The following is a 23,511-nucleotide window of genomic DNA, read 5'->3' as shown; positions in this document are numbered from 1 at the left end:
AAGAACAGCACAAAAAAAGCGAACGAGCATGTCGTTCGCTTTTTCAGCTTTATAATACTTTTCCTAAAAACGCTTTCGTACGGTCGCTTTGGGGATTGCCGAATAGTTCCTCTGGAGACCCTTCTTCTACAATATAGCCCCCATCCATAAAGACTACTCGATCACCTACTTCACGAGCAAAGCCCATTTCATGTGTCACAACTACCATTGTCATCCCTTCAGCTGCTAGATTTTTCATAACATCTAGCACCTCTTTTACCATTTCAGGGTCAAGTGCTGAAGTTGGCTCGTCAAATAAAATAGCTTTTGGCTTCATTGCTAAGGCACGAGCAATCGCCACACGTTGTTGCTGACCACCTGATAGCTGCTCAGGATAATTATAGGCCTTGCTGTCGAGCCCGACCTTTTTTAATAGCTCATGTCCTAAAGCTTCTGCGTCTGTACGATTCATTTTACGAATTTGCATAGGTGCCATCGTGACATTATCGATAACCGTCATATGCGGGAATAAGTTAAATTGTTGAAACACCATACCCACTTCAGCGCGAATTTCATTGATATTCGTTTTAGGATCATTAATTTTTACATTTTCAATATAAATAGCACCATCCGTTACTTCTTCTAACATATTGATGCAACGGAGAAATGTACTTTTTCCTGAACCAGACGGCCCAATAACACAGACAACTTGTTTTTCTTGAATTTCATAATCGATTCCTTTTAATACTTCAAGCTTGCCAAAGTATTTGTGTAGGTTTTCAATTTTTATCATCTAGCTTCCCGCCCTTCTACCTTAGCTTTACGAGGGACATAGCTATTGCTAAATCGTTTCTCGATAAATGCTACAATCTTCGTTACACCATATGTCAACACTAAATATAATAATGCTGCAACGATATACGGTTCCCAGAAGCGGAAGCTTGCACCAGCTACGACCTTACTAGCGTATAAAATATCTGGTGCTGCAATTACAGTTACGAGTGAAGAATCTTTTAATAATGCAATAAATTCATTGCCCAATGGCGGAATCATACGTCTAAATGCTTGAGGTAAAATGACCTTACGCATCGCTTGGTTATGCGTTAATCCAAGAGAGCGAGCAGCCTCCATTTGCCCTTTTGCAATACTTTGAATCCCTGCACGGAAAATTTCCGCATTATAAGCAGCACAGTTTAAAATAAGCGCTGTAATCCCTGATACCATATAACCTAAAGAATGACCAAAAATTGTTGGAATAACTGCTAAGTGAATTAACAAGATTTGTACAAGCATCGGTGTTCCACGGAATAAATCGATATATAGTTTAGATGGCCAATAAATCCATTTTTTACTCGATAATTTTCCAAGGCCTAAAAATAGTCCTAATAGAATACCGCCAAAATAACCACTAAGTGTCAAAATAAGTGTTACGCCAATACCTCGTATAAACATATCTCGGTAGTTCCAGACAATGTCCCAGCGTAAGTCAAAGATGTCCATCCGAAAACCCCATTCCCCTTTAAATTACAATTAATAAATGAGCTGTTAGCACAGTTACTATGTTAGTAGCATCATTTCATTCATTTTTATTGAAAATCAATGCCTGTAATTTCTTTTAATTTACCGTTTTCTTTAATCTTTTTAAGACCTTCGTTTAATTTATCTAGCAATTCTTTATTCCCTTTTTGAACCATGAAGCCATAGTATTCTTTTTCGAATGCATCATCTTCAATTACTTTTAGTTTTTGATCTGGGTGAGCTTTGATATATTCATAAACTACTGCATTATCTCCGATAGCTGCATCAACATTACCATTTAGCATCTCTTGGATAGCGATTGGCTGACTTTCAAACGCCATAATATTTGTACTTGCTTCCCCTTGTAGCTTTTTCGCTGCCATATGACCAGTTGCATTGATTTGTACAGATACTTTTTTATCTTTTAATTCATCAAGAGATTTAATCTTTGAATCTTCTTTCACAACAATTAATAACTGAGACTCATAATACGGTTCTGTAAAATCAAATGATTCTTTACGCTCTTCCGTAATTGTGATTCCAGAAGCACCGATATCTGTTTCACCGTTCTTAATTGTTTGGAACACTGGCTCCCATCCAATATTATTCCACTCAACCTCAAAGTCCATCTCATCTGCGATAGCTTGTAGAATATCGACATCAATCCCTACAATTTTCCCCGAATCGTCAACAGATTCAAATGGTGCAAAAGTTGCCTCAGTACCTACTTTGTAAACTTTTTTGCCATCTCCACCATCTTCTGAAGATGAGCTACCTGAAGATGCATCATCTTTTGTACCACAACCTGCAAGTGCTAATGTTAAAGCTGCAATAATCATCAGTAACATCCAACCTGTTTTTTTCATTGTATTTCCCCCTAGTTCGATAATTTTCCGAATTACGTATTATTTTTCGCAATTCGGAAATGTTAGACTATTAGGTCAATTATATTAACATTATAGTATTTAGACAACAACTTTTCGCATAAAATTAAATATTTTTTCATATAAATTTATAATAAATTCATATAATTTGAAAAAACATGTATAAATAACAAGAAAATTAACCTAAAACTAATATATATACAATAAGAACCATGCCAAATTTCGATAAATTTAGGCAAAAAAAAAGAATCCCCTCAGATAGGATTCTTTTTTTTCGACTATTACTAGTCTCACGTACAGTATGTTCACTAAAAAATAATTTGGAGTTGTTGCTTTTTTGAAGGTTTGAAAGGAATAAATAGGGGAATAATGCCAACTAGGACAGTATTCCCTTTATTCTTCCTCTCGATCTCCAGTAAGCAGGCTGCTAAACTACTTATTAGGAGATGAGCTATAACAGTATATCAATTGATCAGTAAAATGGCGCCCTCGGAGGGAATCGAACCCCCAGTGCAAGAACCGGAATCTTACGTGTTATCCATTACACCACGAGGGCAAAAGACACAAAAAAAAAGTACTCACTCTAGGCTTACGAAAAGCATGATGTAGATAACCCTCATTTTTGAAGCATACCTGCAAAATAGTGTCCTGTACTTTAAACCTTATAACCTTAATCATTATACAAGCCTATCCTATATAATTCAACCATAGAATGCAAAAACAATTTATTTTTTTTAATTTCACTTTAGCAGGGTTAATATTTGACCTTCCCTGACTATAATGTGTATGATAAGGATACAGCTGAAATACAAAGGAAAATTTTCAGCAAAGGTATTCGAATTTAGCTTTTTAAGGAGGATTTAACATGAATTTAATTCCTACAGTTATTGAACAAACTAGTCGTGGTGAGCGTGCATATGACATTTATTCACGTCTACTTAAAGACCGTATTATCCTTTTAGGAAGTGCTATTGATGACAATGTTGCTAACTCCATTGTCGCTCAGCTTCTTTTCCTACAAGCAGAAGATCCAGATAAAGATATCTCTCTTTATATTAACTCACCTGGCGGATCCATTACGGCTGGTATGGCTATCTATGACACAATGCAAATCATTAAACCACAGGTACAAACAATTTGTATTGGTATGGCTGCATCAATGGGTGCTTTCCTACTTGCAGCTGGAGAACCTGGTAAACGTTTTGCCTTACCAAATGCTGAAGTCATGATTCACCAACCACTAGGTGGTGCACAAGGTCAAGCGACAGAAATTGAAATTGCTGCTAAACGTATTCTATTCTTACGTGAAAAATTAAATGGCATTTTATCTGAACGCACTGGTCAACCACTTGAAGTCATTGCAAGAGACACAGATCGTGATAACTTCATGACTGCTGAACGTGCAAAAGAATACGGTTTAATCGATCATATTATGCACCGTAGCGATAATAAATAAAAAAATAGAAGGCATCACAGAATTGCTCTGTGATGCCTTTTATATTTAATGAATGTTAATCTTCATTTTCAATAATTGTTGCCAATGCTGTAACCGCTTGCTCAGCATCGTTACCTTCACTGCTTAAAATCACTTCGGTACCTTTAGCAACTGCTAAGCTCATAACACCCATAATGGATTTGGCATTTACTTTTTTCTCATCTTTTTCTAGAAAGATATCAGCACTAAAACGATTTGCTTCTTGCACAAATAGTGCTGCTTGTCTAGCTTGTAGTCCTAATTTTAATTTAACCTGGACTCTTCTCTCAATCATTCTCAAAACTCCCCTTCACTACCGTTCGTCTATTAGTTTTATCTTACCTTACTTACTGGCAAAAGAACAATAAGCGATTAGCATGACATTCATACCTGAAAAGTATGATAACTTAACCACCTATTTTTTCACCACGCCTTAATGCATCCGCAATCTCATCAATTTTTCTCAATCGATGGTTAACACCTGATTTACTAACCGTTCCACTAGATACCATTTCACCAAGCTCTTTTAATGTCACATCTTGGTATTCAACACGGAGACGTGCTATTTCACGAAGCTTCTCTGGTAGTTGATCAAGACCAATTGAATTTTCAATAAATCGAATATTCTCAACCTGCCGTAATGCTGCTCCAATGGTTTTATTTAAATTGGCAGTTTCACAGTTCACAATACGGTTGACACTATTACGCATATCTCGCAAAATCCGAACATCTTCAAATTTCATCATGGCCTGATGCGCTCCAACAATATTAAGAAAATCTGAAATTTTTTCTGCTTCTTTTAAGTAAGTTACAAAGCCTTTTTTACGTTCAATTGTTTTGGCATTGAGTTCAAATTCATTCATTAAATCCATTAATGCCTCACCATGTTCTTTATATAAAGAATAAACCTCTAAATGATAAGCCGATGTTTCTGGATTATTGACGGAACCTCCTGCTAAAAAGGCTCCTCTTAAATAAGCTCTTTTTTGGCCGCTCTTTTGAATGAGCTTTCTTGAGATAGTATGGTTAAATTGAAAGTCGTCTGAGATGATTTCTAAATCAATTAATAGCTCACGCGCTCCTTCTCTTACACGGCATATATACACATTATTTTTTTTCAATCGCATTTTCTTACGAACAAGTAATTCAACATTGTACGGATACAATTTTTTCATAATCGTATATAGTCTTCTGGCAATTGCAGCGTTTTCGGTTTGCACGTCTAAGCTTAGTTGTTTATTTGCAAAGGATAATGAACCATTCATACGAATTAGGGCAGAAACTTCTGCTTTCATACAATGATTGTCCGCTTCTATTTGTGTCAATTCTTTTTTTGTTTCAGAAGCAAAAGACATATCACGCCCCCCTTTCAATCATGATTTCTATGTATATGTTCATCTTACCATATACAATAAAGCCATTATGTTTCTATTATTGGTCCTCTTACTTTTTGATGGTAAATATCAGCATAATCTACCAGCCATTCTGCAACATTTGTAGCATTATGTCGAACCGTTCCATCTGGTCGAATTGTAGCAATGTCTCGTTTGATAACTTCTAAACCCATACTTTCAAGCTTTGCTACGTCAAATGTTACTGGTTCCGCTCTTTCTTCTTTATACAGTTCTTTTACAGGGTTAGGGAGTTCTTCATCATTTACTAAAATGGAATCGATAAAATCATGGCCAACATGCTTATGTATGGCTGTTACATGATCGCCTGCTGTATAGGAAATGGTTTCACCCTTTTGTGTCATTAAATTACAAACATATATTTTTCTTCCTTTAGCCTTAACAACTGCTTCACCTATTTCCTTAACAAGCAAATTCGGAATAATACTTGTATATAAGCTTCCTGGTCCTATTAAAATATAGTCTGCACGAAGTATTGCACGAATAGCTTCTGGCAACGGTTGCACATTTTCAGGTACTAAAAAAACGCGATTAATGCGTTTCGTCGCTGTCGGGATTTTTGATTCTCCCTCGATAATTGAACCGTCCTCAAGCACAGCATGTAAGGTGATTTTTTTATTAGCTGCTGGAATAACTCGACCATGAACTTTTAAAACCTTTCCCATCTCACTGATAGCATGATTGAAATCACCAGTAATATCAGTAAGGGCTGTAAGCATTAAATTCCCTAAGGAGTGACCTCGTAAGTCTTCAGATGCCGAAAAACGGTATTGAAACATTTGCTCTACAAGGGGCTCAATATCTGATAATGCTGCAATCACATTACGTACATCGCCAGGCGGTGGGATATCGTAATCATCACGTAAACGACCTGAAGATCCACCATCATCTGCTACTGTTACAATAGCAGTAATATCAAATGGGTGATGCTTCAGACCGCGAAGTAACGTGGAGAGCCCTGTGCCACCACCAATTACCACAAGCTTTGTTTGCTTTTTCCCCATTCACTCATTCCTTTCTACGATTAATATCACGATGCGTAATAACCGTATTTTCCTTGCCCGCAAAATATGCACCAAAAAATTCTGCTAATGTCACGGAGCGATGCTGGCCCCCAGTACAACCAAAAGCAATAACAAGCTGTGATTTACCTTCTTGTCGATAGAGAGGAATCATAAAGTCTAATAAATCCGTCAGTTTTTGTATAAGGATTTGCGTATCTTCCAACGCTAACACATAAGAAGATACCTCTGTTTGAAGACCCGTTTTTGGACGTAGCTCCTCCACATAGTATGGGTTTTTAAGAAAACGAACATCAAACACTAAGTCCGCATCAATCGGCATACCATGTTTAAAGCCAAAGGACATAATGTTAACGGTAAAAATAGTATCTGCCTCACTTGCAAATTCTTTTACGATTTTTTCACGTAATTGCTTTGGTTTCATGTTAGATGTGTTATAAACAAAATTGGCACGACCCTTTACTTCAGATAAAAGTACTCGTTCCTGTTTAATTCCATCTAGAGGTAAACCATTCACTGCTAATGGATGTGCACGTCTCGTTTCTTTATACCGTCTGACTAATGTGGCATCATCTGCATCTAAAAATAAAATACGAGCAACAATATCGCCTTCTTTTAGTATATGGTCTAATGCGCCAATTAGAGCATCAAAAAAGTCGCCTCCGCGCATATCCATTACTGCTGCAATTCGGGTACTGTTTTTACCAGAATCTCTTAATAAGGTTAAAAAAGTTGTAAGTAACGCAGGTGGTAAATTATCAATACAGTAATACCCTAAATCCTCAAAGCTTTGAATAGCTACTGTTTTCCCAGCCCCAGACATTCCTGTAATAATAACCAATTCATGTGTACTTTGTTGGCCTTCAACCACCACTGTCATGCAACTCCTTTATTGTTCTTTTGAAATTTGTATTTTCTGATGAAGTAATTCAAAATTCGTTGTATAGTCAAACGTGCCATACTGAATGCCTGATTGCGAAACAGCAAATTGTAAATTAGTTCGATCTCCTTCAGCCATTGGCAAATGTGCTAAATCCTCTACTGGGTGCCATGCAAGTTTGCCTTCTCTTGTTTCTTCGAATGGTACTCCATCTACATCCTTTGCAACAAATGTATAGAGCATCCATTCATCCACTACGTCATTGTTTTCTTTAATGATCATCGTATAAACACCCTTTAAATGAACATGTAAAGGTATGACGTTTGTCTCTTCTTGAAACTCTCGAATAGCAGCCTCGAAGATTGACTCGCCACTCTCCATTTTCCCTCCTGGAGCTACATACCAGCCTCGTCTTGGTTTCTGAAGTAATAATACTTTACCGTCTTTTACGGCAATTAAATTTGCAATTCTTTGCATAGGCACACCTCTAATCACTTTTGCATTCTACTCTTCATTATAACAAGACCTTGTAAGTTTTGTCCTCATTTACAACTCTTGTACGCAGACAATTAACAATTTAGTTCTATTCAAAGATAACCATTTCATCTTGGGCGAAATTTACGTTTATCGTGATATTATTATTTGATTTTTTACACATAAAAAAGTAGGTTGCTCCCACCTATTGGAGGCGGAAACAACCTACTAAACAAAATAAAAGGGGGATTGCTAATTACATTTTTAATCATACACCTTTTATATGTCATTCAAGTTACAGCAATATTAAAAGCACATTAAAATTGTATTTTTTTCCTTAAAATAGCCATATTAGGCATTAATTTTCTCTAATAGCTCTTCTACATAATGTTGAACAGCTTGCGCGGCAATACTACCGTCACCAGTTGCTGTTACAATTTGACGAAGTGATTTTTCACGGACATCTCCAGCTGCAAAGATACCTGGGATTTTTGTTTCCATCGTTTCATTTGTCAAAATATAGCCAGCCTCATTTAAAATACCTAATGACTCAAATGGTTTCGTTAAAGGAAGCATACCTATATAGACGAAAACACCATCTGTAGCAAATTCAGATTCTGTACCATCGACAGTTGATTGTAGTGTTACACTGCCAACTTTACCATTCGCTTCATTGATTTCTTTTACAGTTGCATTCCAAATGAAATCAATTTTTTCATTGGCAAAGGCACGATCTTGGAGAATTTTTTGTGCACGTAATTTATCACGACGGTGGACAATTGTCACTTTATCAGCAAAGCGAGTTAAATAAACACCCTCTTCAACAGCTGAATCTCCGCCACCTACGACAACTAGATTTTTTTGTTTAAAGAATGCTCCATCACATACTGCACAGTAGCTGACACCACGGCCACCAAGCTCTTTTTCACCAGGCACACCCATTTTTTTATACTCAGCACCAGTGGTGATAATAATGGCACGTGTTTTATATTCTTTTGCACCTGATTTAATTGTTTTATATTCTTCTCCATCGATGATTTCCGTTACATCACCATAGGCATATTCAGCACCAAATTTTTTAGCATGCTCAAACATTTTTGTAGAAAGCTCTGGTCCTAAAATTGTCTCAAAACCTGGGTAGTTTTCTACTTCTTCTGTGTTTGCCATTTGTCCACCAGGAATGCCACGTTCAATCATTAAAGTAGACAAATTTGCACGAGATGTATAAACAGCGGCAGTCATCCCAGCAGGACCTGCACCAATAATTACTACATCATAAATTTTTTCTTCCGACATAAATACTTCCCCCTAAACAGAATACTTTTTATCTTCATTCAACCAATACATCTAACGTCATCTATAGAAGAAGATCAATGACGCTAAGGAAAAATTGGTGATAGCGTTAGTATGTTCATCGTATGTGAAAGTATAAAGTTATTCAACTATGTTGCTCACACATTAATCATGACTGTTTGGCAAAAACGTTAAGATTTCGTCAATATACTTTGATAAAGTAGATACAGAAACGCCATATTGCTGCGCAATTTCCTTTTTTGTCACTTTAAGCATTTGTGAAGATCTGAATAAATAATCATTTGCTCCTGCAATTGCTGTTGGATTTGTAAAACGATAATTTTCTATTAAAGCTTGTTCACATAGCACAAACCACATTTGAAACAGCGGTACAATTAATGATGATAGCTTTCCATATTGTTCTAATAAAATTTCTGAGACCTGTACTGATCGTAAAAAGCTTGCTTCTACTTTATTTTTCTTATCAAATTCATGTCCAAGTGCATAAGCTAAAAATAATTTTTCAAAAGAGCCTAATTGTTCAATATTAATCCATTTCGGATGGGCGATAATTTCTTGCTTATGCGCTGTACCTTTCAGTAAAAATAAACCAAAAATGCGTTCACTCGTATAAGTGCTCTCTAATTTTTCAACAATAAAATCACGATCATGCTCCAATGCATCAAGTCCAAATTCATTTTCTTGTTGGCGCCAAGGTTCGAAGCCCTCTTTGTCTGGGTCTAGCTCTAGAAGCTGATCCCACGCACTTTTCGAAATCTCCTCATGTCCTGAGAAATAAGCAGCATGTGACAGCCAAAAGTAAAATCCTGCATCTCCTACATAGCCTCTCTTTTGCATGCTACGCAACCATTTATAGGCTAATTCATATTGGCCGATTAAGGCTAAGGTAGCACCAAGTTTATAACGATGCTCCCAAGTATAGGGTTGAATTTTAACAAGAACATTTAACAGTTCTTGTAAATCATCTTCATTTTTTTCATAATACGCAATTACCGTTAAATTGCATAATGCATGTAGATTGCCCTTATTTTCACGTAGCACTGTATGCAAGAGAGCCTTTGCTTGCTCTTCTTCTCCAACATAAAAATAAGCGAGTGCTAGATTATTATAGGCTGACCAAAATGCTGGTCGATCTTCAATTAAATCTTCTAAAATAGTAATAGCTTCAGGAAAATCTCCCTTTTCCATACAACGACGAGCTTGCTCCTGACGATATAAATCCTCACCAGAGCCTTCAAGCTCTTCAAAATCATCTTGCTCAAAAGCGACAAACTCTAATATTTCTGCTGCTTCATCGGCATAAGCACCCTCAGGTTCTAGCTTTAAATATTCTTCTGCAAAGCGTTTTGCATCATGCATGATGCCTACACACCCTGATACTTCTGCCATGTAAAATATGATTTCTGGATTATCTGGATCAATTTGATAGGCGCGACGAAGTAGGTCATACGCTTCCTCAAAACGTTGACCTTCTAACTCTACTATGGCTAACTGCAAGATAATCATTGGATCGTCGGGACTTAAATCTACCGCACGCTGTAAATATTTATAGGCTTTATTCATTTGTCCACTGTTCATTGCTTGAATTGATTTCTTATAATAATAGTCGCCTGTTGGAATGAACGACACTATATTCGATTGAGTCTCATTTTGACGTTTCTTTTCCAATATATTTCCTCCGAAACAAGAAATAAGGAACGTATTCTACGTTCCTTTACACAGTAACTCCTATTATACCACACAATCAATAATATGCTGTTATTTCTCCTCGTGACGTTTTTCCAACACATGCAGAACATCATAAATGCTTACTTTTTGTTCTTGTAATAATACGAGTAGGTGATAAATTAAATCAGCTGCCTCCCATTTTACTTCCTCAGCATCTCGGTTTTTGGCACCAATGACCACCTCTGTTGCTTCTTCCCCAACCTTTTTACAGATTTTATCAATGCCCTTATCAAATAAATATGTAGTGTACGCTCCTTCTGGCATTTCCTGCTCTCGCTTTTCGATGACACGAGCAAGTTTAGAAACGATGTCCACAGAGCCTACCTTCTCTTTTTGCTGAATAACCTCAGTGAAGCAAGAAATTGTCCCATTATGACATGCTGGCCCTGTCGGTAGAACCTCCACTATTAAAGCATCTTGATCGCAATCCGCTTTGATTGAAACCACCTGTTGTGTATGGCCACTTGTTGCTCCCTTATGCCAAAGCTCTTGACGGGAACGAGAATAAAACCAAGTTTCCCCTGAGTCAATTGTTTTAGCTAATGACTCCTTATTCATGTAAGCTACTGTTAATACCTCTTTTGTATTGGCATCTTGTACTACAGCTGTAACAAGACCTCTCTCATCAAATTGAATGTTCTCTATCATCTTACTGCCACTCCTTTTTCACGTAAGTATTCCTTTACTTGCGCTACACTTGTTTCTTTATAATGGAAGATAGAGGCTGCTAGTGCAGCATCTGCATCTACCTCTTGTGCTAATACTTCGTAAAAATGTTCGGCATGTCCCGCTCCACCACTAGCAATCACAGGGACTGTCACAGCTTCACGCACTGCTTTGGTTAAGGCTAAATCAAAGCCTGATTTTTCTCCATCTTGATTCATACTTGTTAATAAAATCTCACCAGCTCCTAAGCGTACAGCCTCTTTGGCCCACTCAATGGCTGACCAAGGGGTTTTGTTGCGACCACCATGTGTATAAACCATCCATGTGCCATCTTCCTCACTATAGCGAGCATCGATTGCTACAACAATGCATTGTGCGCCAAAGTAATCAGAGCCTTCCTGTATAAGGGCAGGTCTTTCCAGCGCGGATGTATTCACTGAAACTTTATCAGCACCTGCTCGTAAAATACGCTTCATATCATCCAACGTACGAATACCTCCGCCAACAGTAAAGGGTATGGCAAGCGTAGCCGCTGTTTGACGAACGACATCTACCATCGTTTCTCGACCTTCATGTGATGCAGAAATATCTAAAAATACAAGCTCATCTGCTCCTTGTTCATCATAGAACTTCGCAAGCTCCACGGGATCTCCTGCATCTCGGATAGAGACAAATTGTATACCTTTTACAACACGACCTTCTTTCACATCAAGACATGGGATAATACGTTTTGTTAGCATGCCTTCACACCTTCCAACCATTGCTCTAATAAATAAACACCTAATTCCCCTGATTTTTCAGGGTGAAATTGCATGCCAGTCACAGAACCATTCATCACAATACCAGGTACTTGAATGCCGAAGTAATCAGCATAGGCAACAAGCTCTGATTCTACGATATCTGTTGCATAAAAGGAGTGAACAAAATAGACATGCTTCGCTGATACTTCATTGTGTAACCATGCAGGACGATTTGTCACAATTAGTTCATTCCACCCCATATGGGGTACTCTGTATGCTTGGCCCTCTTGGCTACCACTAAAGCGTTTAATACACCCCTTGAAAAACCCTAGCCCTTTTGTTGGGGTTACTTCATCACTTTGCTCGAATAATAATTGCATACCTAGACAAATTCCTAAAAGTGGACGGTTTTCTCTTTGTGCCTTCTGTAAATATTGATCTAAGTTTGTTTCAGCTAAACGCTTTCTGGCATCAGGGAATGCACCCACCCCTGGTAATAAAAGTGCGTCAGCTGTATCTAATGCCTTCTCATCAGCAGTTATAATAACTTCACAGCCTAGCCTTTTTAATGCCTGCTCCACACTAAATAAATTACCCATTCCATAATCAATGACACCTATTTTCATGTCAACAGCCCCTTAGTCGATGGTACGCCTTTAACACGCGGGTCAATTTCCACTGCGGCATCAATCGCACGTGCTAATGCTTTGAAAATTGCCTCAATAATGTGATGTGTATTTTGTCCATAAGGTACAATTACATGAACATTCATCCTTGCCTCAAGGGCAAATTTCCATAAAAATTCATGCACTAATTCTGTATCAAACGTTCCTACTTTTTCTTTTAATGCTGGCACACGGTACTCTAGATGAGGTCGATTCGAGCAATCGACCACTACCTGAGCTAGTGCGTCATCCATCGGTACAAAGGCGTTACCATAGCGTTTTATGCCTTTCTTATCACCAAGTGCTTCTCGAACAGCCTGTCCTAATACAATACCAAGGTCCTCTGTTGTATGGTGATCATCAATATAAGTATCGCCATTTGCATGTATTGTGCCGTTAAATAGTCCATGCTTAATAAATAAGTCAAGCATATGGTCCATAAATCCCACGCCTGTTTGGATATCTGCCTTGCCTTCACCATCTAAATCAATTGCTACAGAAATTTGCGTTTCATTCGTTGTACGCTCTATCTTTGCATATCGTTTCTTTTCTGTCATCGTCCTATTCCTTCTCCCATCCACGTGATTCCACTGCACGAGCATGGCCCTCTAAGCCTTCCATACGCGCTAAACGTGCAATTTTTGGTGCGTTGTCTCTCCAGGTTTTTTCACTATAGTAAACAATACTTGATTTTTTCACAAAATCATCAACATTTAAGCCACTCGCAAAACGAGCCGTACTATTAGTTGGTAGTACATGATTGGTCCCTGCAAAATAATCACCAACTGGCTCAGAACTATACCGACCTATAAAAATACCACCAGCATGTCTTATTTGCTCAACTAACGCCTCTTCATTTTCCATCACAATTTCTAAATGCTCTGGTGCTAATGAATTAATGGCTTCCACTGCATCTGCCAATGTTTCAGCTACATAAATTACCCCAAATTTCTCTATGGAAGCACGAGCTACTTCTTGACGCGGTAAGTTCAGCAGCTGCTTCTCTACTTCCTCAGCTACTTTTTTGGCTAATTGCTCTGAGGTTGTGACAAGAATTGAACAAGCTAGTGGATCATGCTCTGCTTGTGATAAAAGGTCTGCAGCAATTTCATCAGGATAGGCTGTGTCATCAGCCAGCACAGCAATTTCACTCGGTCCCGCAATCATATCAATGGCTACTTCTCCAAATACCTCACGTTTGGCAAGTGCCACATAAATATTTCCTGGACCTGTTATTTTATCGACTGGGGAAATTGTTTCCGTGCCATAGGCAAGTGCAGCTATTGCTTGTGCCCCACCAACTTTATAAATCTCATCAATCCCTAAAAGGTGAGCCGCCACAAGTACACCTGCTGGTAGTTTCCCATTTGGCCCTGCAGGTGAAGTAATAACAATACGTTTCACCCCTGCAACCTGCGCTGGTATTACATTCATCAAGACTGATGAAGGGTAGGCAGCTGTACCACCTGGAACATATAGTCCTACTGCATCTAAAGCTGTTACCCGTTGGCCTAACCAAGAACCATCTCCCAGTTCTAGGTGATACCCTGAACGTATCTGTTGTTCATGATAAAAACGAATATTTTCTGCTGCTTCCGCTAAGTCTTTATATAGTTGAGGATCGAGTTCACTTACTGCTTCTTGTATTTCTTCTTCAGAGACACGTAAATTTTTAGGGACATAGCCATCCCATCGCTCAGTATAGGTGCGTAACGCCGCATCTCCCTGTGTCTTAACATCCGAAAGCACTTGTCGTACAACTTTTATTTGTTCTTCATTTCCTCCTTCAAGTGGTCTTTTTAAGGAAATGCCTTTTTCAAGCTTTGTTATTTTCATAGGATTAATCCCCTTTAGTCCTTCATATGTAGCTACAAATGATTACTTTTTCTGCTCATTTACACATTTCTTTAACCGCCTCACAAGATCAATAATACGCTCACCTTTCATACGATAACTTACAGGGTTTGCAATTAATCGAGAAGAGACAGCCGTAATAAATTCATATTCTACTAAGCCATTCTCTTTTAATGTACGACCTGTAGAAACAATATCGACAATTCGATCAGCTAAGCCAATCATTGGTGCTAATTCAATAGAACCGTTGAGCTCGATAATTTCCACTTGCTCTCCAATGCCTTTGTAGTACTTCATGGCAATATTCGGATATTTCGTAGCAATTCTAGGCGCAATCTCATTCATGGGGGTGTTTGGTAGGCCTGCAGAAGCGATATAGCAATTACTAATTTTCAAATCAAGTAATTCGTGCACTTCTCGCTGTTGCTCTAACAAAACATCCTTACCAGCAATACCAATATCAGCAACACCATGTTCAACATAGACAGGAACATCCATTGGCTTTGATAAAATAAAGCGAATTTTTTCCTCTGGTATTTCAATCATTAATTTACGTGACATTTCTACTTCTTCTGGTAAATTAAAACCTGCCTCTAACAACATTTGATATGCCTCTTCAAAGATTCTTCCTTTGGGCATTGCAATCGTTAATTCATTCACCGCCAACTTCCTCCTGTCCAACTACCACCACTTCTGTAAAGTATGCTAAAAAAGCCGCCTCATCGACTAGACTACTACGTAACTGCAAAGTAGCTAATTTTCCTGCTGCTCGTAAATTTTTAACCTTTAGTAAAGCTTCCTCAAATTGTTCTTCTTCAAAAAGAACAACTGTTGCTTCCTGTCGTTTCACAGATTGCCCGTTTAATGTTTCTAATAAACGATCCACACGAATACTAAATCCTGTAGCACCAACCTTTGAACCAAAAACTTCTAACAAGCCATCATAACGACCACCATTTCCTAATAAAAAGCCACTTCCCACAGCAAATACTTCAAATAGCATACCCGTGTAATAACTCATATGACTCGAAAGTGTGAAATCGAAAGCTACATAATCAGCTAAATCAGCCATTTCAAGTAGTTGAGCAAGTTGTTGCATATATTCTAATGCATCATTTTTGCGGACATATTTTTCAATATCTCGTATATCTCTGACATTCATGGCTTCTTCAATAAATTGTAAGAGGGCATCGGATTTAGCTTTAGGCAGATCAAATGACTCTACTGCTTCTTCAAACCCTACGTAATTTCGTTGGACAAGCAATGTTCTAAGCGTTGTTTGCTGTTCGATACTCTCTGTGTAATCTTGTAAAATGCAATTTAATATACCAGCATGTCCAATTGTGATTTTAAACTCTTCCAATTTAAAATGCTTTAATAGCTCCATTGCTGTTACAATAACTTCTGCATCAGCAAAAACTGATTGATCACCTATTAACTCAATCCCCATTTGATCAAACTCAGCCGGCCTGCCTCCCTCTGCTTCCTGAGCTCGAAAAACGCTTGCAAAATAGGCAAGACGTAGTGGGATCATTTCCTTTAATAGCTTCGATGTAGCTACTCGAGCAATCGGTGTAGTCATGTCAGGTCGCAGCACTAACGTATTTCCTTGGCTATCCACTAGCTTAAATAAATGAGCATCAGCAATCGCTGAAGCCTTCCCCACTGTATCGAAATACTCCACCGCAGGCGTTTTAATAAACTCATAACCCCTTTTATATAAAAAGTCTCTGCCCGCATGTCTAACTGCTTCAACTTTCTCATAGATTTGCGGGAATGTATCGCGCATTCCAAGTGGCTTTTCAAACATTTTTATCGACGACATATGGACACTTCCTCACATTTCACTTTAATTCACTAGAGTATTAGAGAATTAGATTATGAAAGAATTTTAACTTATTTCATTAATACAGTCAACGATATCCTTATTAATTATCGAAATCTTTAAATACTTATTATTCTGTTAATTATACACATTGAATTGCAAAGACTTCCAAAAAAAGCATGACTCATTTTACTTATAATTTGACAAAATACTTTAGTGACAATGAGAATATGTCTAAATTGTGACAAACCAATTTTTAATCACTTTAAGTATTCGCTAAAAATTGATAATGATTCTCTCTTAACAAATCATTGATAAAAATAAAGAGTTTTCAATAGAGTATTCTCAATATCGAAATCCAATAATTATATCTATATAATTATTTTTAACCAATCACTTAAAATGATTCTCAATCTCATTATCATCAATAATACTTTTATATCAATACATTTATTGATTATTACTCTCATTCTATTTTACTTTTTACATTTCAAAAAACTTAATATAGAATAGCATTAATAACAAAAAGAACCATATACATTACATTGGAGGGATTTATTATGGCATGTCCATTCGTACAACTTAGTGAGCAAATGATCGTTAGTATTTGTAAAGGCGAGTTTTATCCTGGTGACAAGGTAACACTTCACACAACTGAAGACATTGATGGGACTGCAATTAAATCAACTTTTGTTGAAACAACTTGCTTAGGTGATCATGACACTTGTGAATTCAAATCAGATTATGACGCAGCTCTTGCTTAAACAGTAAAAGCTACTCCCAAAACCTAGTGTTTTTGGGAGTAGCTTTTTATGCAAAAAACTCACGAAGTATATCACTATACTACGTGAGTTCAGACTGTAGACAAACTCAATGAATTTTGAGTTTGCCTACAGTCTTTTTTCTTTTACAATAAAATAAAGTAAAGCCGTTGATTTCCACTACGGGCGGACGCTTTCCGCGGGCGGGGTCGAGCTGCTTCCCTCGCTTCGCTCAGTCCAGGATCTCGACTTTCCCGCTTTTCCCGCAGGAGTCGCCACCCTTCGTTCCAATCAACTTCTACATAAAGAATTATTGATAAAAAGTACACTTTCGAGGTGATCAACCATGATGACGAAAAATCAAATCAATGAACGTGAACAATTAGAAATGCTAACGATTGATCAATTAGTTCCCCAAGATCATTTAGTACGAAAACTAGAGGCGGCTATTGATTTTTCATTTATCTATCCTTTAGTAGAAAACCTCTACTCTGCTAAAGGACGCCCTAGTATTGATCCTGTTGTTCTCTTTAAAATGACGTTTATTCAGTACGTTTTTGGTATACGGTCCATGCGTCAAACCATCAAAGAAATTGAAACGAATATGGCGTATCGTTGGTTTTTAGGGTTTGGCTTCCATACAGAAGTCCCGCATTTCTCTACCTTCGGTAAAAATTATGTCCGTCGCTTTCAAGACACTGATATATTTGAGCAGATATTCTATCGTATATTAAAAGAGATTATGCATCAAGGACTCCTCCATGCAGACCATTTATTTATCGATTCTACGCATGTGAAAGCGAGTGCGAATAAACGAAAGTATGATAAAAAAGTTGTGCGAAAAGAAACACGGGCTTATGAAGAGAAACTTCAATTAGAGTTAAATATTGATCGTGAGGAACACGGAAAAAAGCCCTTTCCCCCGGAGAAGTTTGAAAAGGAAGAATGGAAAGAAATAAAGGAAAGCACGACAGATCCTGAAAGTGGCTATTACGTGAAGGATGAACGTACGAAGCAGTTTGCGTATTCTTTTCATGCAGCGACAGATGAAAAGGGCTTTGTCTTGGGTGCCATTGTAACTCCGGGAAATGTGCACGATAGTCATGTATTACAGCCACTTGTGGAAAAAGTCATTGAAAACGTTCAAAAACCATTAGCTGTTGCGGCAGATGCAGCCTATAAAACACCAGCGATTACGAATTTTTTATTAGAGAATCAAATGTTGCCTGTTCTTCCTTATACACGTCCTAAAACGAAAGATGGATTCTTCCGAAAGCATGAGTATATATATGATGAGCACTATAATTGTTATCTTTGCCCACAAGGGCAGATATTGAAGTATGCAACAACGACGAAAGAAGGATATCGGCAATATAAATCGAATCCTTTGATTTGTGCGAAGTGTCCAAGCCTTTCCCAATGTACAGAAAGTAAGCATCATCAAAAACTCATTCAACGCCATATTTGGGAGTCGTATGTGGAGGAAGCTGAACATTTACGCCATTCCTATGACATCAAACAGATTTATGCAAAGCGCAAAGAAACGATTGAGCGTGTATTTGCGGATGCAAAAGAAAAGCATGGTATGCGATGGACAACCTTAAGAGGTCTAAAAAAATTGTCCATGCAGGCGATGCTTACTTTTGCTGCCATGAATTTAAAGAAACTGGCTACTTGGACGTGGCAGGCAGCTTAAGAAGGTAGCTATGCTCGAAGAGTATGTTGAATTTGGTAGTATATTATCAAATGTTAAAGATAAAATAGGAAGAAAAATGACAAAAGCCCATCGAGAGTGAACCTCTCGATGGCTTTTGTCTACAGTCTGAACTCACGAAGTATATCACTATACTACGTGAGTTTTTATTATTTCTTTGGTGTACACCACTCTACAGCCTCATTACGTTTGCGCTCAGCCATTTGTTCAGCAGTATATATTATTCGCATTGGATTACCCCCTGCTAAACAGCCTGCTGGCACATCCTTATGTACAAGAGTGGCAGCTGAAACAATGGCACCATCACCAATTGTTACACCTGGTAAAATAGTTGTATTTGCCCCTATCATTACTTCTTTTCCGATATGAACATCACCTAAGCGATATTCCTCTATTAAATATTCATGCGCTAAAATGGTAGTATTAAAACCAATCACAGTATTGTCTCCAATGAAAATACGTTCAGGAAACATGGTATCTGGCATGACCATTAAGGCTAATGACGTTTGCTTACCAATAGTCATGTTTAAAAAAGTACGATATAGCCAGTTTTTCACACGTAAAAATGGTGTGAAGCGTCCAATTTGAATGACAATGAAACACTTCATCACCTTCCAAAAGGACACCGTGTCATATATATTCCAAAGTGAATTGGCTCCTTCGACACGGTAACGTTCTGTCTTACGCGCCATCTACCTTACCCCTCTTTCACAATATCAAATAAATCTGACATATGCTGCAACATATATTCTGGTTGATACTGCTGTAAGTAAGCCTCTCCCTTAATTGCCCAAGCAACACCCGCTGCTCTTACACCAGCACGATGTCCAGCTTCAATATCGTGCGAATTATCACCAATCATAATCGCATAGTCTTTTTCTATCCCTAATCGTTCCAACGCAAGCAATACTGGCTCTGGATCAGGCTTCACATTGTTCACATCATCTGTACCAATACGCACATCAAATAGATGCGTTGCACCAAGAATAGCAAGTCCACGATCGATGGTCTCATTACGTTTCGTCGAAACAATAGCCAATTTTATACCTTGAGCTTTTAACTGCTCTAGAGTTGACACAACATCAGGATATTGGCTGACTAGGTCATCATGGTGTGCAATATTCCAAGCGCGATACATCTCTATCAAATCGTCTTCTTCACCTGGTGCAATGTCATTAAATGTCTGTTTCAATGATGGACCAATGAATTTCAGGCAATCTTTTGGCGAATATTGCCCGGGAAATCGCTCATTTAATACATGCATAAATGTTTGAATGATTAAATCATTTGTATTTAGTAAAGTCCCATCGAAATCAAATAGTAGTGCCTTAACAGCCATCTTTTACAACCCCTTATTTATTATCCAAGTATTTTACGGCTGGTTTCACCTTTATTCTACGATAAATAATTGCACCTAGACCAACTACAATACCGATAATGGATACAACCTGTGCTGAACGTAAATCTCCCACTAAGTAAAGGCTATCTGTGCGCATTCCTTCGATATAGAAACGACCAATTGAATACCAAATTAAATAGCTAAAGAATATTTCTCCACGATGTAAGTTCACTTTACGCAAAACTAATAGAATAATAAGCCCAATTAGGTTCCAAATCGATTCATATAAAAAAGTGGGATGAACATATGAACCTAATTCTTCAATATACATTTGATTAATAATCCAGTCTGGTAGCATTAGGTTTTCTAAAAATGCTTTCGATACCTCGCCACCATAGGCCTCTTGGTTCATAAAGTTGCCCCATCGACCAATAATCTGCCCGATTAAAATACTAGGTGCGGCAATATCTGCTACTCGTAAAAAGCTTACATTTTTTATACGAGTATATATGTAAGCTGTGACAAATGCCCCGATGAGTGCACCATGGATGGCAATACCACCATTCCATATCTCTATGATTTTGCCTGGATTTTCACTATAGTAATCCCATCGCATTGACACATAGTAAATACGTGCACAGATAATGGATATAGGAACTGCCCATAATAATAAATCTGCAAGAAAGTCTTCAGGCAGACCTCGCTTAACGGCCTCTCTTTGCCCAACAATATAGGCTAAAATGATTCCCGACACAATTAGCAATCCATACCAACGAACTGGAATTGGTCCTAAATGAAAGGCAATCGGGTCAATTTGCAATAGTAATAAATCCATCTTCTACTCCTCTCAATATGTCATGAACAATGTTGTTCGCTTTTTAATCGTCTAACACATCATTTGATGAAATCACTTCATCTAAACGTCTTGAAAATTCCTCTGCCGCATTGACGCCCATTTTCTTTAAACGATAGTTCATCGCTGCCACTTCAATAATAACGGAGACATTGCGTCCAGGTCTTACTGGAATTGTTAGTTTTGTTAGTTCCGTGTCAATTATTTTCATTTTTTCTTCTTCTAAGCCCAATCGATCATAAACTTTTTGTGGATCCCATATTTCGAGCTCAATGATGAGGGTAATACGTTTATAGGGGCGTACTGCACTTGCACCAAAGAGTGTCATAATGTCAATAATGCCGATGCCTCGTATTTCCAATAAGTGCTCTAACAAAGGTGGAGGGCTTCCAATTAATAGGTTTTCTGATTCTTGACGAATTTCAACACAATCATCAGCAACTAAACGATGACCCTTTTTTACAAGCTCAAGTGCTGTTTCACTTTTACCTACGCCGCTTTTACCGATTATAAGCACTCCAATGCCATACACATCGACAAGTACACCATGTGCTGCTGTCATTGGAGCTAAGCGCCCCTCTAAGTAGTTCGTCAATCTACTCGAAAATTTGGTTGTTGTCATATGTGTTTTAAACACAGGTACATGCTTTTCGTTTGAGGCCTGAATAAGCTCCTCTGGTACTTCTAAATCTCTAGAAATAATAATAGCAGGTGTATCCTGTGAACAAAGTAAACGCATACGCTCAAGCTTAACATCCGCTGGGAGCATTTCAAAAAAGGAAAGTTCAGTCTTGCCAAGCAATTGTACACGATTTGCTGGATAATGAGTAAAGTATCCTGCCATCTCAAGCCCTGGTCTTGAGATATCACTTGTCACAATTGTCCTGCCTATTCCTTCTTCACCAGCTAATAACTCTAATTTAAATTTCTCCATAACATCTCTTGTTAATACTACGACCAATGAAAAAGCCTCCAATCAATGGATAAGGTTCATCTTATTTTAGCATGTCTATGTGTAAAAGAAATGTATTTACTCTCAATACAGCGTTTACTTGCACTAAAAAAACTAGCGGCTCTCCAGCCCGCTAGTTTTTAAAAAGCAATTATTTTTGAGTTGCTAACCATTTAGCAACAGCTTCAGCATCTGCACCTTTTACTAATCCTGCAGGCATGCCGTTTTTACCATTATTTATAATATCTAAAATTTCTGATTCAGACAAACGTGAACCTACATCATTTAATGCTGGACCATTTGCACCTTGTAGCTCGCCACCATGACAAGTAACACAAGATTTCATCGCTATTGCTTCGCCATCTGGCTCTGTAGCAGTTTCATTACCATTATTAGATGCAGTTTTATCTCCGCCGCCACATGCTGCTAAGAAGATTGCTGATCCGAACACTAATGTTAACATTGCTTTTTTCATTAGTACCCCTCCTCATAATAAATATCTTACGCCGCCATTATACCAAAATTATGCACGTTTGAAACCTTCTCCTAATACCTCATATGCATCAGAAACGATAACAAACGCTGATGGGTCAACGCTTTTAATGAGTTGTTTCAGCTTTGTGAATTCTGTTTGATAAACAACAACCATCAGAACTGGTCGTGCTTCTCCTGTATACCCTCCAATTGCTGGTAACTTCGTTACACCACGATTAATTTCAGCATAAATGGCTTCCCTTACCTCATCTTGTTTCAATGTAATGATATAGACCATTTTAGACTGACTAAAACCTAGCTGAATAATATCAATCGTTTTTGTGGTAACATAAAGTCCAATCAGAGCATACAAACCTTTTTCTAAGTCAAAAACAATTGCTGCACTAATTGCGATAACGCCATCTATTAACAGCACACTTGTTCCAAGCGACAATCCTGTAAACTTCGTAATGATTTGCGCCAGTAAATCAGTGCCACCAGTTGAAGCATTCCCCTTAAAGACCAGTCCTATTCCTAGGCCAACAACAATTCCACCAAAAAGAGCACCCAATAAAGGATTATCAGTCCACGGCTCCCAGCTATTTGTTAATAAGACGATAAAAGGTAATGTAATTGTCCCAATAAAGGATTTTATTCCAAATTTTTTGCCCAATAATAAAACACCAGCAATAAAAAGCGGAATGTTAAATGCATACTGAACAATTCCCGGATTCCAACCAAATAAACCATGCAAAATCGTACTTATTCCACTTACCCCACCTGAAGCGACTTGATTTGGTAATAAAAAGACATTAAAACCAATAGCAATTATTGCCGCTCCTACAATGACATACACATACTCCACAATGCTATCTCTCACATCATGTTTCATTTCCCCACGCCCACTTCAACTATCAGAATTTTTTAAAGACGAGATGATTATAGCAAATACTTTTAGCATTGAGAACTTCATCATGATGAAG

The 23,511-nt window shown here is 37.9% G+C and carries 26 protein-coding genes and 1 tRNA gene; 3 read left to right on the top strand and 24 right to left on the bottom strand.

The genetic code is table 11. The features are described from left to right. Nucleotides 1-49 precede the first annotated feature (49 nt). The 4 genes from ACMGGO_RS03350 to ACMGGO_RS03335 form a co-directional block, all read right to left on the bottom strand. A complete protein-coding gene (locus ACMGGO_RS03350; RefSeq protein WP_048390865.1) occupies nucleotides 50-772 on the bottom strand; it encodes an amino acid ABC transporter ATP-binding protein in 723 nt (240 codons plus the stop codon). Further along, a complete protein-coding gene (locus ACMGGO_RS03345; RefSeq protein ID WP_004228035.1) occupies nucleotides 769-1,479 on the bottom strand; it encodes an amino acid ABC transporter permease in 711 nt (236 codons plus the stop codon). The genes ACMGGO_RS03350 and ACMGGO_RS03345 overlap by 4 nt, the downstream gene beginning before the upstream one ends. A gap of 86 nt (nucleotides 1,480-1,565) precedes the next feature. Beyond that, nucleotides 1,566-2,363 carry a basic amino acid ABC transporter substrate-binding protein gene (locus ACMGGO_RS03340; RefSeq protein ID WP_004228033.1) on the bottom strand — a complete coding sequence of 266 codons (798 nt, stop codon included), beginning with the start codon at nucleotides 2,361-2,363 and terminating at the stop codon, nucleotides 1,566-1,568. Between the two features lie 499 nt (nucleotides 2,364-2,862). Further along, a tRNA-Arg gene (locus ACMGGO_RS03335) sits at nucleotides 2,863-2,937 on the bottom strand. A 309-nt stretch (nucleotides 2,938-3,246) separates the two neighbouring features. Between ACMGGO_RS03335 and clpP the strand changes: the two genes are divergently transcribed. Continuing rightward, nucleotides 3,247-3,837 (top strand): ATP-dependent Clp endopeptidase proteolytic subunit ClpP, encoded by a 591-nt coding sequence (gene clpP / locus ACMGGO_RS03330; RefSeq protein ID WP_004228025.1) that lies wholly within the window; start codon nucleotides 3,247-3,249, stop codon nucleotides 3,835-3,837. 55 nt (nucleotides 3,838-3,892) lie between these two features. Here clpP and ACMGGO_RS03325 read toward each other — a convergent pair whose 3' ends face one another. The 14 genes from ACMGGO_RS03325 to ACMGGO_RS03260 all read right to left on the bottom strand — a co-directional run bounded on the left by ACMGGO_RS03325 (nucleotide 3,893) and on the right by ACMGGO_RS03260 (nucleotide 16,435). Then, the gene (locus ACMGGO_RS03325) at nucleotides 3,893-4,150 is read right to left on the bottom strand and encodes an HPr family phosphocarrier protein (RefSeq protein ID WP_420281578.1); all 258 of its coding nucleotides are present in this window, start codon (nucleotides 4,148-4,150) and stop codon (nucleotides 3,893-3,895) included. A 112-nt stretch (nucleotides 4,151-4,262) separates the two neighbouring features. Next, nucleotides 4,263-5,210, bottom strand: coding sequence for a DNA-binding protein WhiA (gene whiA / locus ACMGGO_RS03320; protein ID WP_004228019.1), 948 nt, complete (start codon nucleotides 5,208-5,210; stop codon nucleotides 4,263-4,265). Between the two features lie 65 nt (nucleotides 5,211-5,275). After that, complete coding sequence (locus ACMGGO_RS03315) at nucleotides 5,276-6,271, bottom strand: gluconeogenesis factor YvcK family protein (RefSeq protein ID WP_054549565.1); 996 nt, start codon at nucleotides 6,269-6,271, stop codon at nucleotides 5,276-5,278. Between the two features lie 4 nt (nucleotides 6,272-6,275). Further along, on the bottom strand, nucleotides 6,276-7,169 hold the full coding sequence (rapZ, locus tag ACMGGO_RS03310) for an RNase adapter RapZ (protein ID WP_054549566.1): 894 nt from the start codon (nucleotides 7,167-7,169) through the stop codon (nucleotides 6,276-6,278). Between the two features lie 9 nt (nucleotides 7,170-7,178). Beyond that, the gene (locus ACMGGO_RS03305; RefSeq protein ID WP_048390859.1) at nucleotides 7,179-7,646 is read right to left on the bottom strand and encodes an NUDIX hydrolase; all 468 of its coding nucleotides are present in this window, start codon (nucleotides 7,644-7,646) and stop codon (nucleotides 7,179-7,181) included. A gap of 348 nt (nucleotides 7,647-7,994) precedes the next feature. Then, nucleotides 7,995-8,939 (bottom strand): thioredoxin-disulfide reductase, encoded by a 945-nt coding sequence (gene trxB / locus ACMGGO_RS03300; RefSeq protein WP_054549567.1) that lies wholly within the window; start codon nucleotides 8,937-8,939, stop codon nucleotides 7,995-7,997. Between the two features lie 162 nt (nucleotides 8,940-9,101). Next, the gene (locus ACMGGO_RS03295; protein ID WP_112116617.1) at nucleotides 9,102-10,625 is read right to left on the bottom strand and encodes a tetratricopeptide repeat protein; all 1,524 of its coding nucleotides are present in this window, start codon (nucleotides 10,623-10,625) and stop codon (nucleotides 9,102-9,104) included. A gap of 90 nt (nucleotides 10,626-10,715) precedes the next feature. Then, entirely contained in the window at nucleotides 10,716-11,333 is a 618-nt protein-coding gene (gene hisIE / locus ACMGGO_RS03290; RefSeq protein ID WP_048390853.1) for a bifunctional phosphoribosyl-AMP cyclohydrolase/phosphoribosyl-ATP diphosphatase HisIE, read from the bottom strand. Beyond that, complete coding sequence (gene hisF, locus ACMGGO_RS03285; protein WP_054549568.1) at nucleotides 11,330-12,091, bottom strand: imidazole glycerol phosphate synthase subunit HisF; 762 nt, start codon at nucleotides 12,089-12,091, stop codon at nucleotides 11,330-11,332. Before hisF ends, hisIE begins: the two co-directional genes overlap by 4 nt. Further along, nucleotides 12,085-12,717 carry an imidazole glycerol phosphate synthase subunit HisH gene (hisH, locus tag ACMGGO_RS03280; protein ID WP_048390850.1) on the bottom strand — a complete coding sequence of 211 codons (633 nt, stop codon included), beginning with the start codon at nucleotides 12,715-12,717 and terminating at the stop codon, nucleotides 12,085-12,087. Before hisH ends, hisF begins: the two co-directional genes overlap by 7 nt. Beyond that, the gene (gene hisB, locus ACMGGO_RS03275) at nucleotides 12,714-13,313 is read right to left on the bottom strand and encodes an imidazoleglycerol-phosphate dehydratase HisB (RefSeq protein ID WP_004227994.1); all 600 of its coding nucleotides are present in this window, start codon (nucleotides 13,311-13,313) and stop codon (nucleotides 12,714-12,716) included. Before hisB ends, hisH begins: the two co-directional genes overlap by 4 nt. A 4-nt stretch (nucleotides 13,314-13,317) precedes the next feature. Further along, nucleotides 13,318-14,592, bottom strand: a complete 1,275-nt coding sequence (gene hisD, locus ACMGGO_RS03270; RefSeq protein ID WP_259949820.1) for a histidinol dehydrogenase — start codon at nucleotides 14,590-14,592, stop codon at nucleotides 13,318-13,320. Nucleotides 14,593-14,634: 42 nt separating this feature from the next. Next, complete coding sequence (hisG, locus tag ACMGGO_RS03265) at nucleotides 14,635-15,270, bottom strand: ATP phosphoribosyltransferase (protein WP_115673011.1); 636 nt, start codon at nucleotides 15,268-15,270, stop codon at nucleotides 14,635-14,637. Beyond that, nucleotides 15,263-16,435 (bottom strand): ATP phosphoribosyltransferase regulatory subunit, encoded by a 1,173-nt coding sequence (locus ACMGGO_RS03260; RefSeq protein WP_048390842.1) that lies wholly within the window; start codon nucleotides 16,433-16,435, stop codon nucleotides 15,263-15,265. Before ACMGGO_RS03260 ends, hisG begins: the two co-directional genes overlap by 8 nt. 560 nt (nucleotides 16,436-16,995) lie before the next feature. Between ACMGGO_RS03260 and ACMGGO_RS03255 the strand changes: the two genes are divergently transcribed. Both ACMGGO_RS03255 and ACMGGO_RS03250 read left to right on the top strand, forming a co-directional pair. After that, entirely contained in the window at nucleotides 16,996-17,199 is a 204-nt protein-coding gene (locus ACMGGO_RS03255) for a hypothetical protein (protein WP_054549571.1), read from the top strand. A 343-nt stretch (nucleotides 17,200-17,542) separates the two neighbouring features. Next, nucleotides 17,543-18,892, top strand: a complete 1,350-nt coding sequence (locus ACMGGO_RS03250) for an IS1182 family transposase (RefSeq protein WP_420281576.1) — start codon at nucleotides 17,543-17,545, stop codon at nucleotides 18,890-18,892. Between the two features lie 167 nt (nucleotides 18,893-19,059). Here ACMGGO_RS03250 and ACMGGO_RS03245 read toward each other — a convergent pair whose 3' ends face one another. From ACMGGO_RS03245 to ACMGGO_RS03220, 6 genes are all read right to left on the bottom strand, one after another. Continuing rightward, entirely contained in the window at nucleotides 19,060-19,602 is a 543-nt protein-coding gene (locus ACMGGO_RS03245) for an acyltransferase (protein WP_054549572.1), read from the bottom strand. A gap of 5 nt (nucleotides 19,603-19,607) precedes the next feature. Then, complete coding sequence (gene ppaX, locus ACMGGO_RS03240) at nucleotides 19,608-20,249, bottom strand: pyrophosphatase PpaX (RefSeq protein ID WP_048390836.1); 642 nt, start codon at nucleotides 20,247-20,249, stop codon at nucleotides 19,608-19,610. 13 nt (nucleotides 20,250-20,262) lie between these two features. Then, nucleotides 20,263-21,084 carry a prolipoprotein diacylglyceryl transferase gene (gene lgt / locus ACMGGO_RS03235; protein WP_054549573.1) on the bottom strand — a complete coding sequence of 274 codons (822 nt, stop codon included), beginning with the start codon at nucleotides 21,082-21,084 and terminating at the stop codon, nucleotides 20,263-20,265. 43 nt (nucleotides 21,085-21,127) lie between these two features. Beyond that, a complete protein-coding gene (hprK, locus tag ACMGGO_RS03230) occupies nucleotides 21,128-22,063 on the bottom strand; it encodes an HPr(Ser) kinase/phosphatase (protein WP_004227974.1) in 936 nt (311 codons plus the stop codon). Nucleotides 22,064-22,205: 142 nt separating this feature from the next. After that, nucleotides 22,206-22,529, bottom strand: a complete 324-nt coding sequence (gene cccB, locus ACMGGO_RS03225) for a cytochrome c551 (RefSeq protein ID WP_048390832.1) — start codon at nucleotides 22,527-22,529, stop codon at nucleotides 22,206-22,208. Nucleotides 22,530-22,577: 48 nt separating this feature from the next. Next, a complete protein-coding gene (locus tag ACMGGO_RS03220) occupies nucleotides 22,578-23,420 on the bottom strand; it encodes a YitT family protein (RefSeq protein WP_004227970.1) in 843 nt (280 codons plus the stop codon). Nucleotides 23,421-23,511: the final 91 nt, after the last annotated feature.

The sequence above is a fragment of the Lysinibacillus sp. BNK-21 genome (assembly GCF_048684915.1).
Classification (GTDB): domain Bacteria; phylum Bacillota; class Bacilli; order Bacillales_A; family Planococcaceae; genus Lysinibacillus; species Lysinibacillus capsici.
This window is presented reverse-complemented; position numbering and strand designations above follow the sequence as displayed.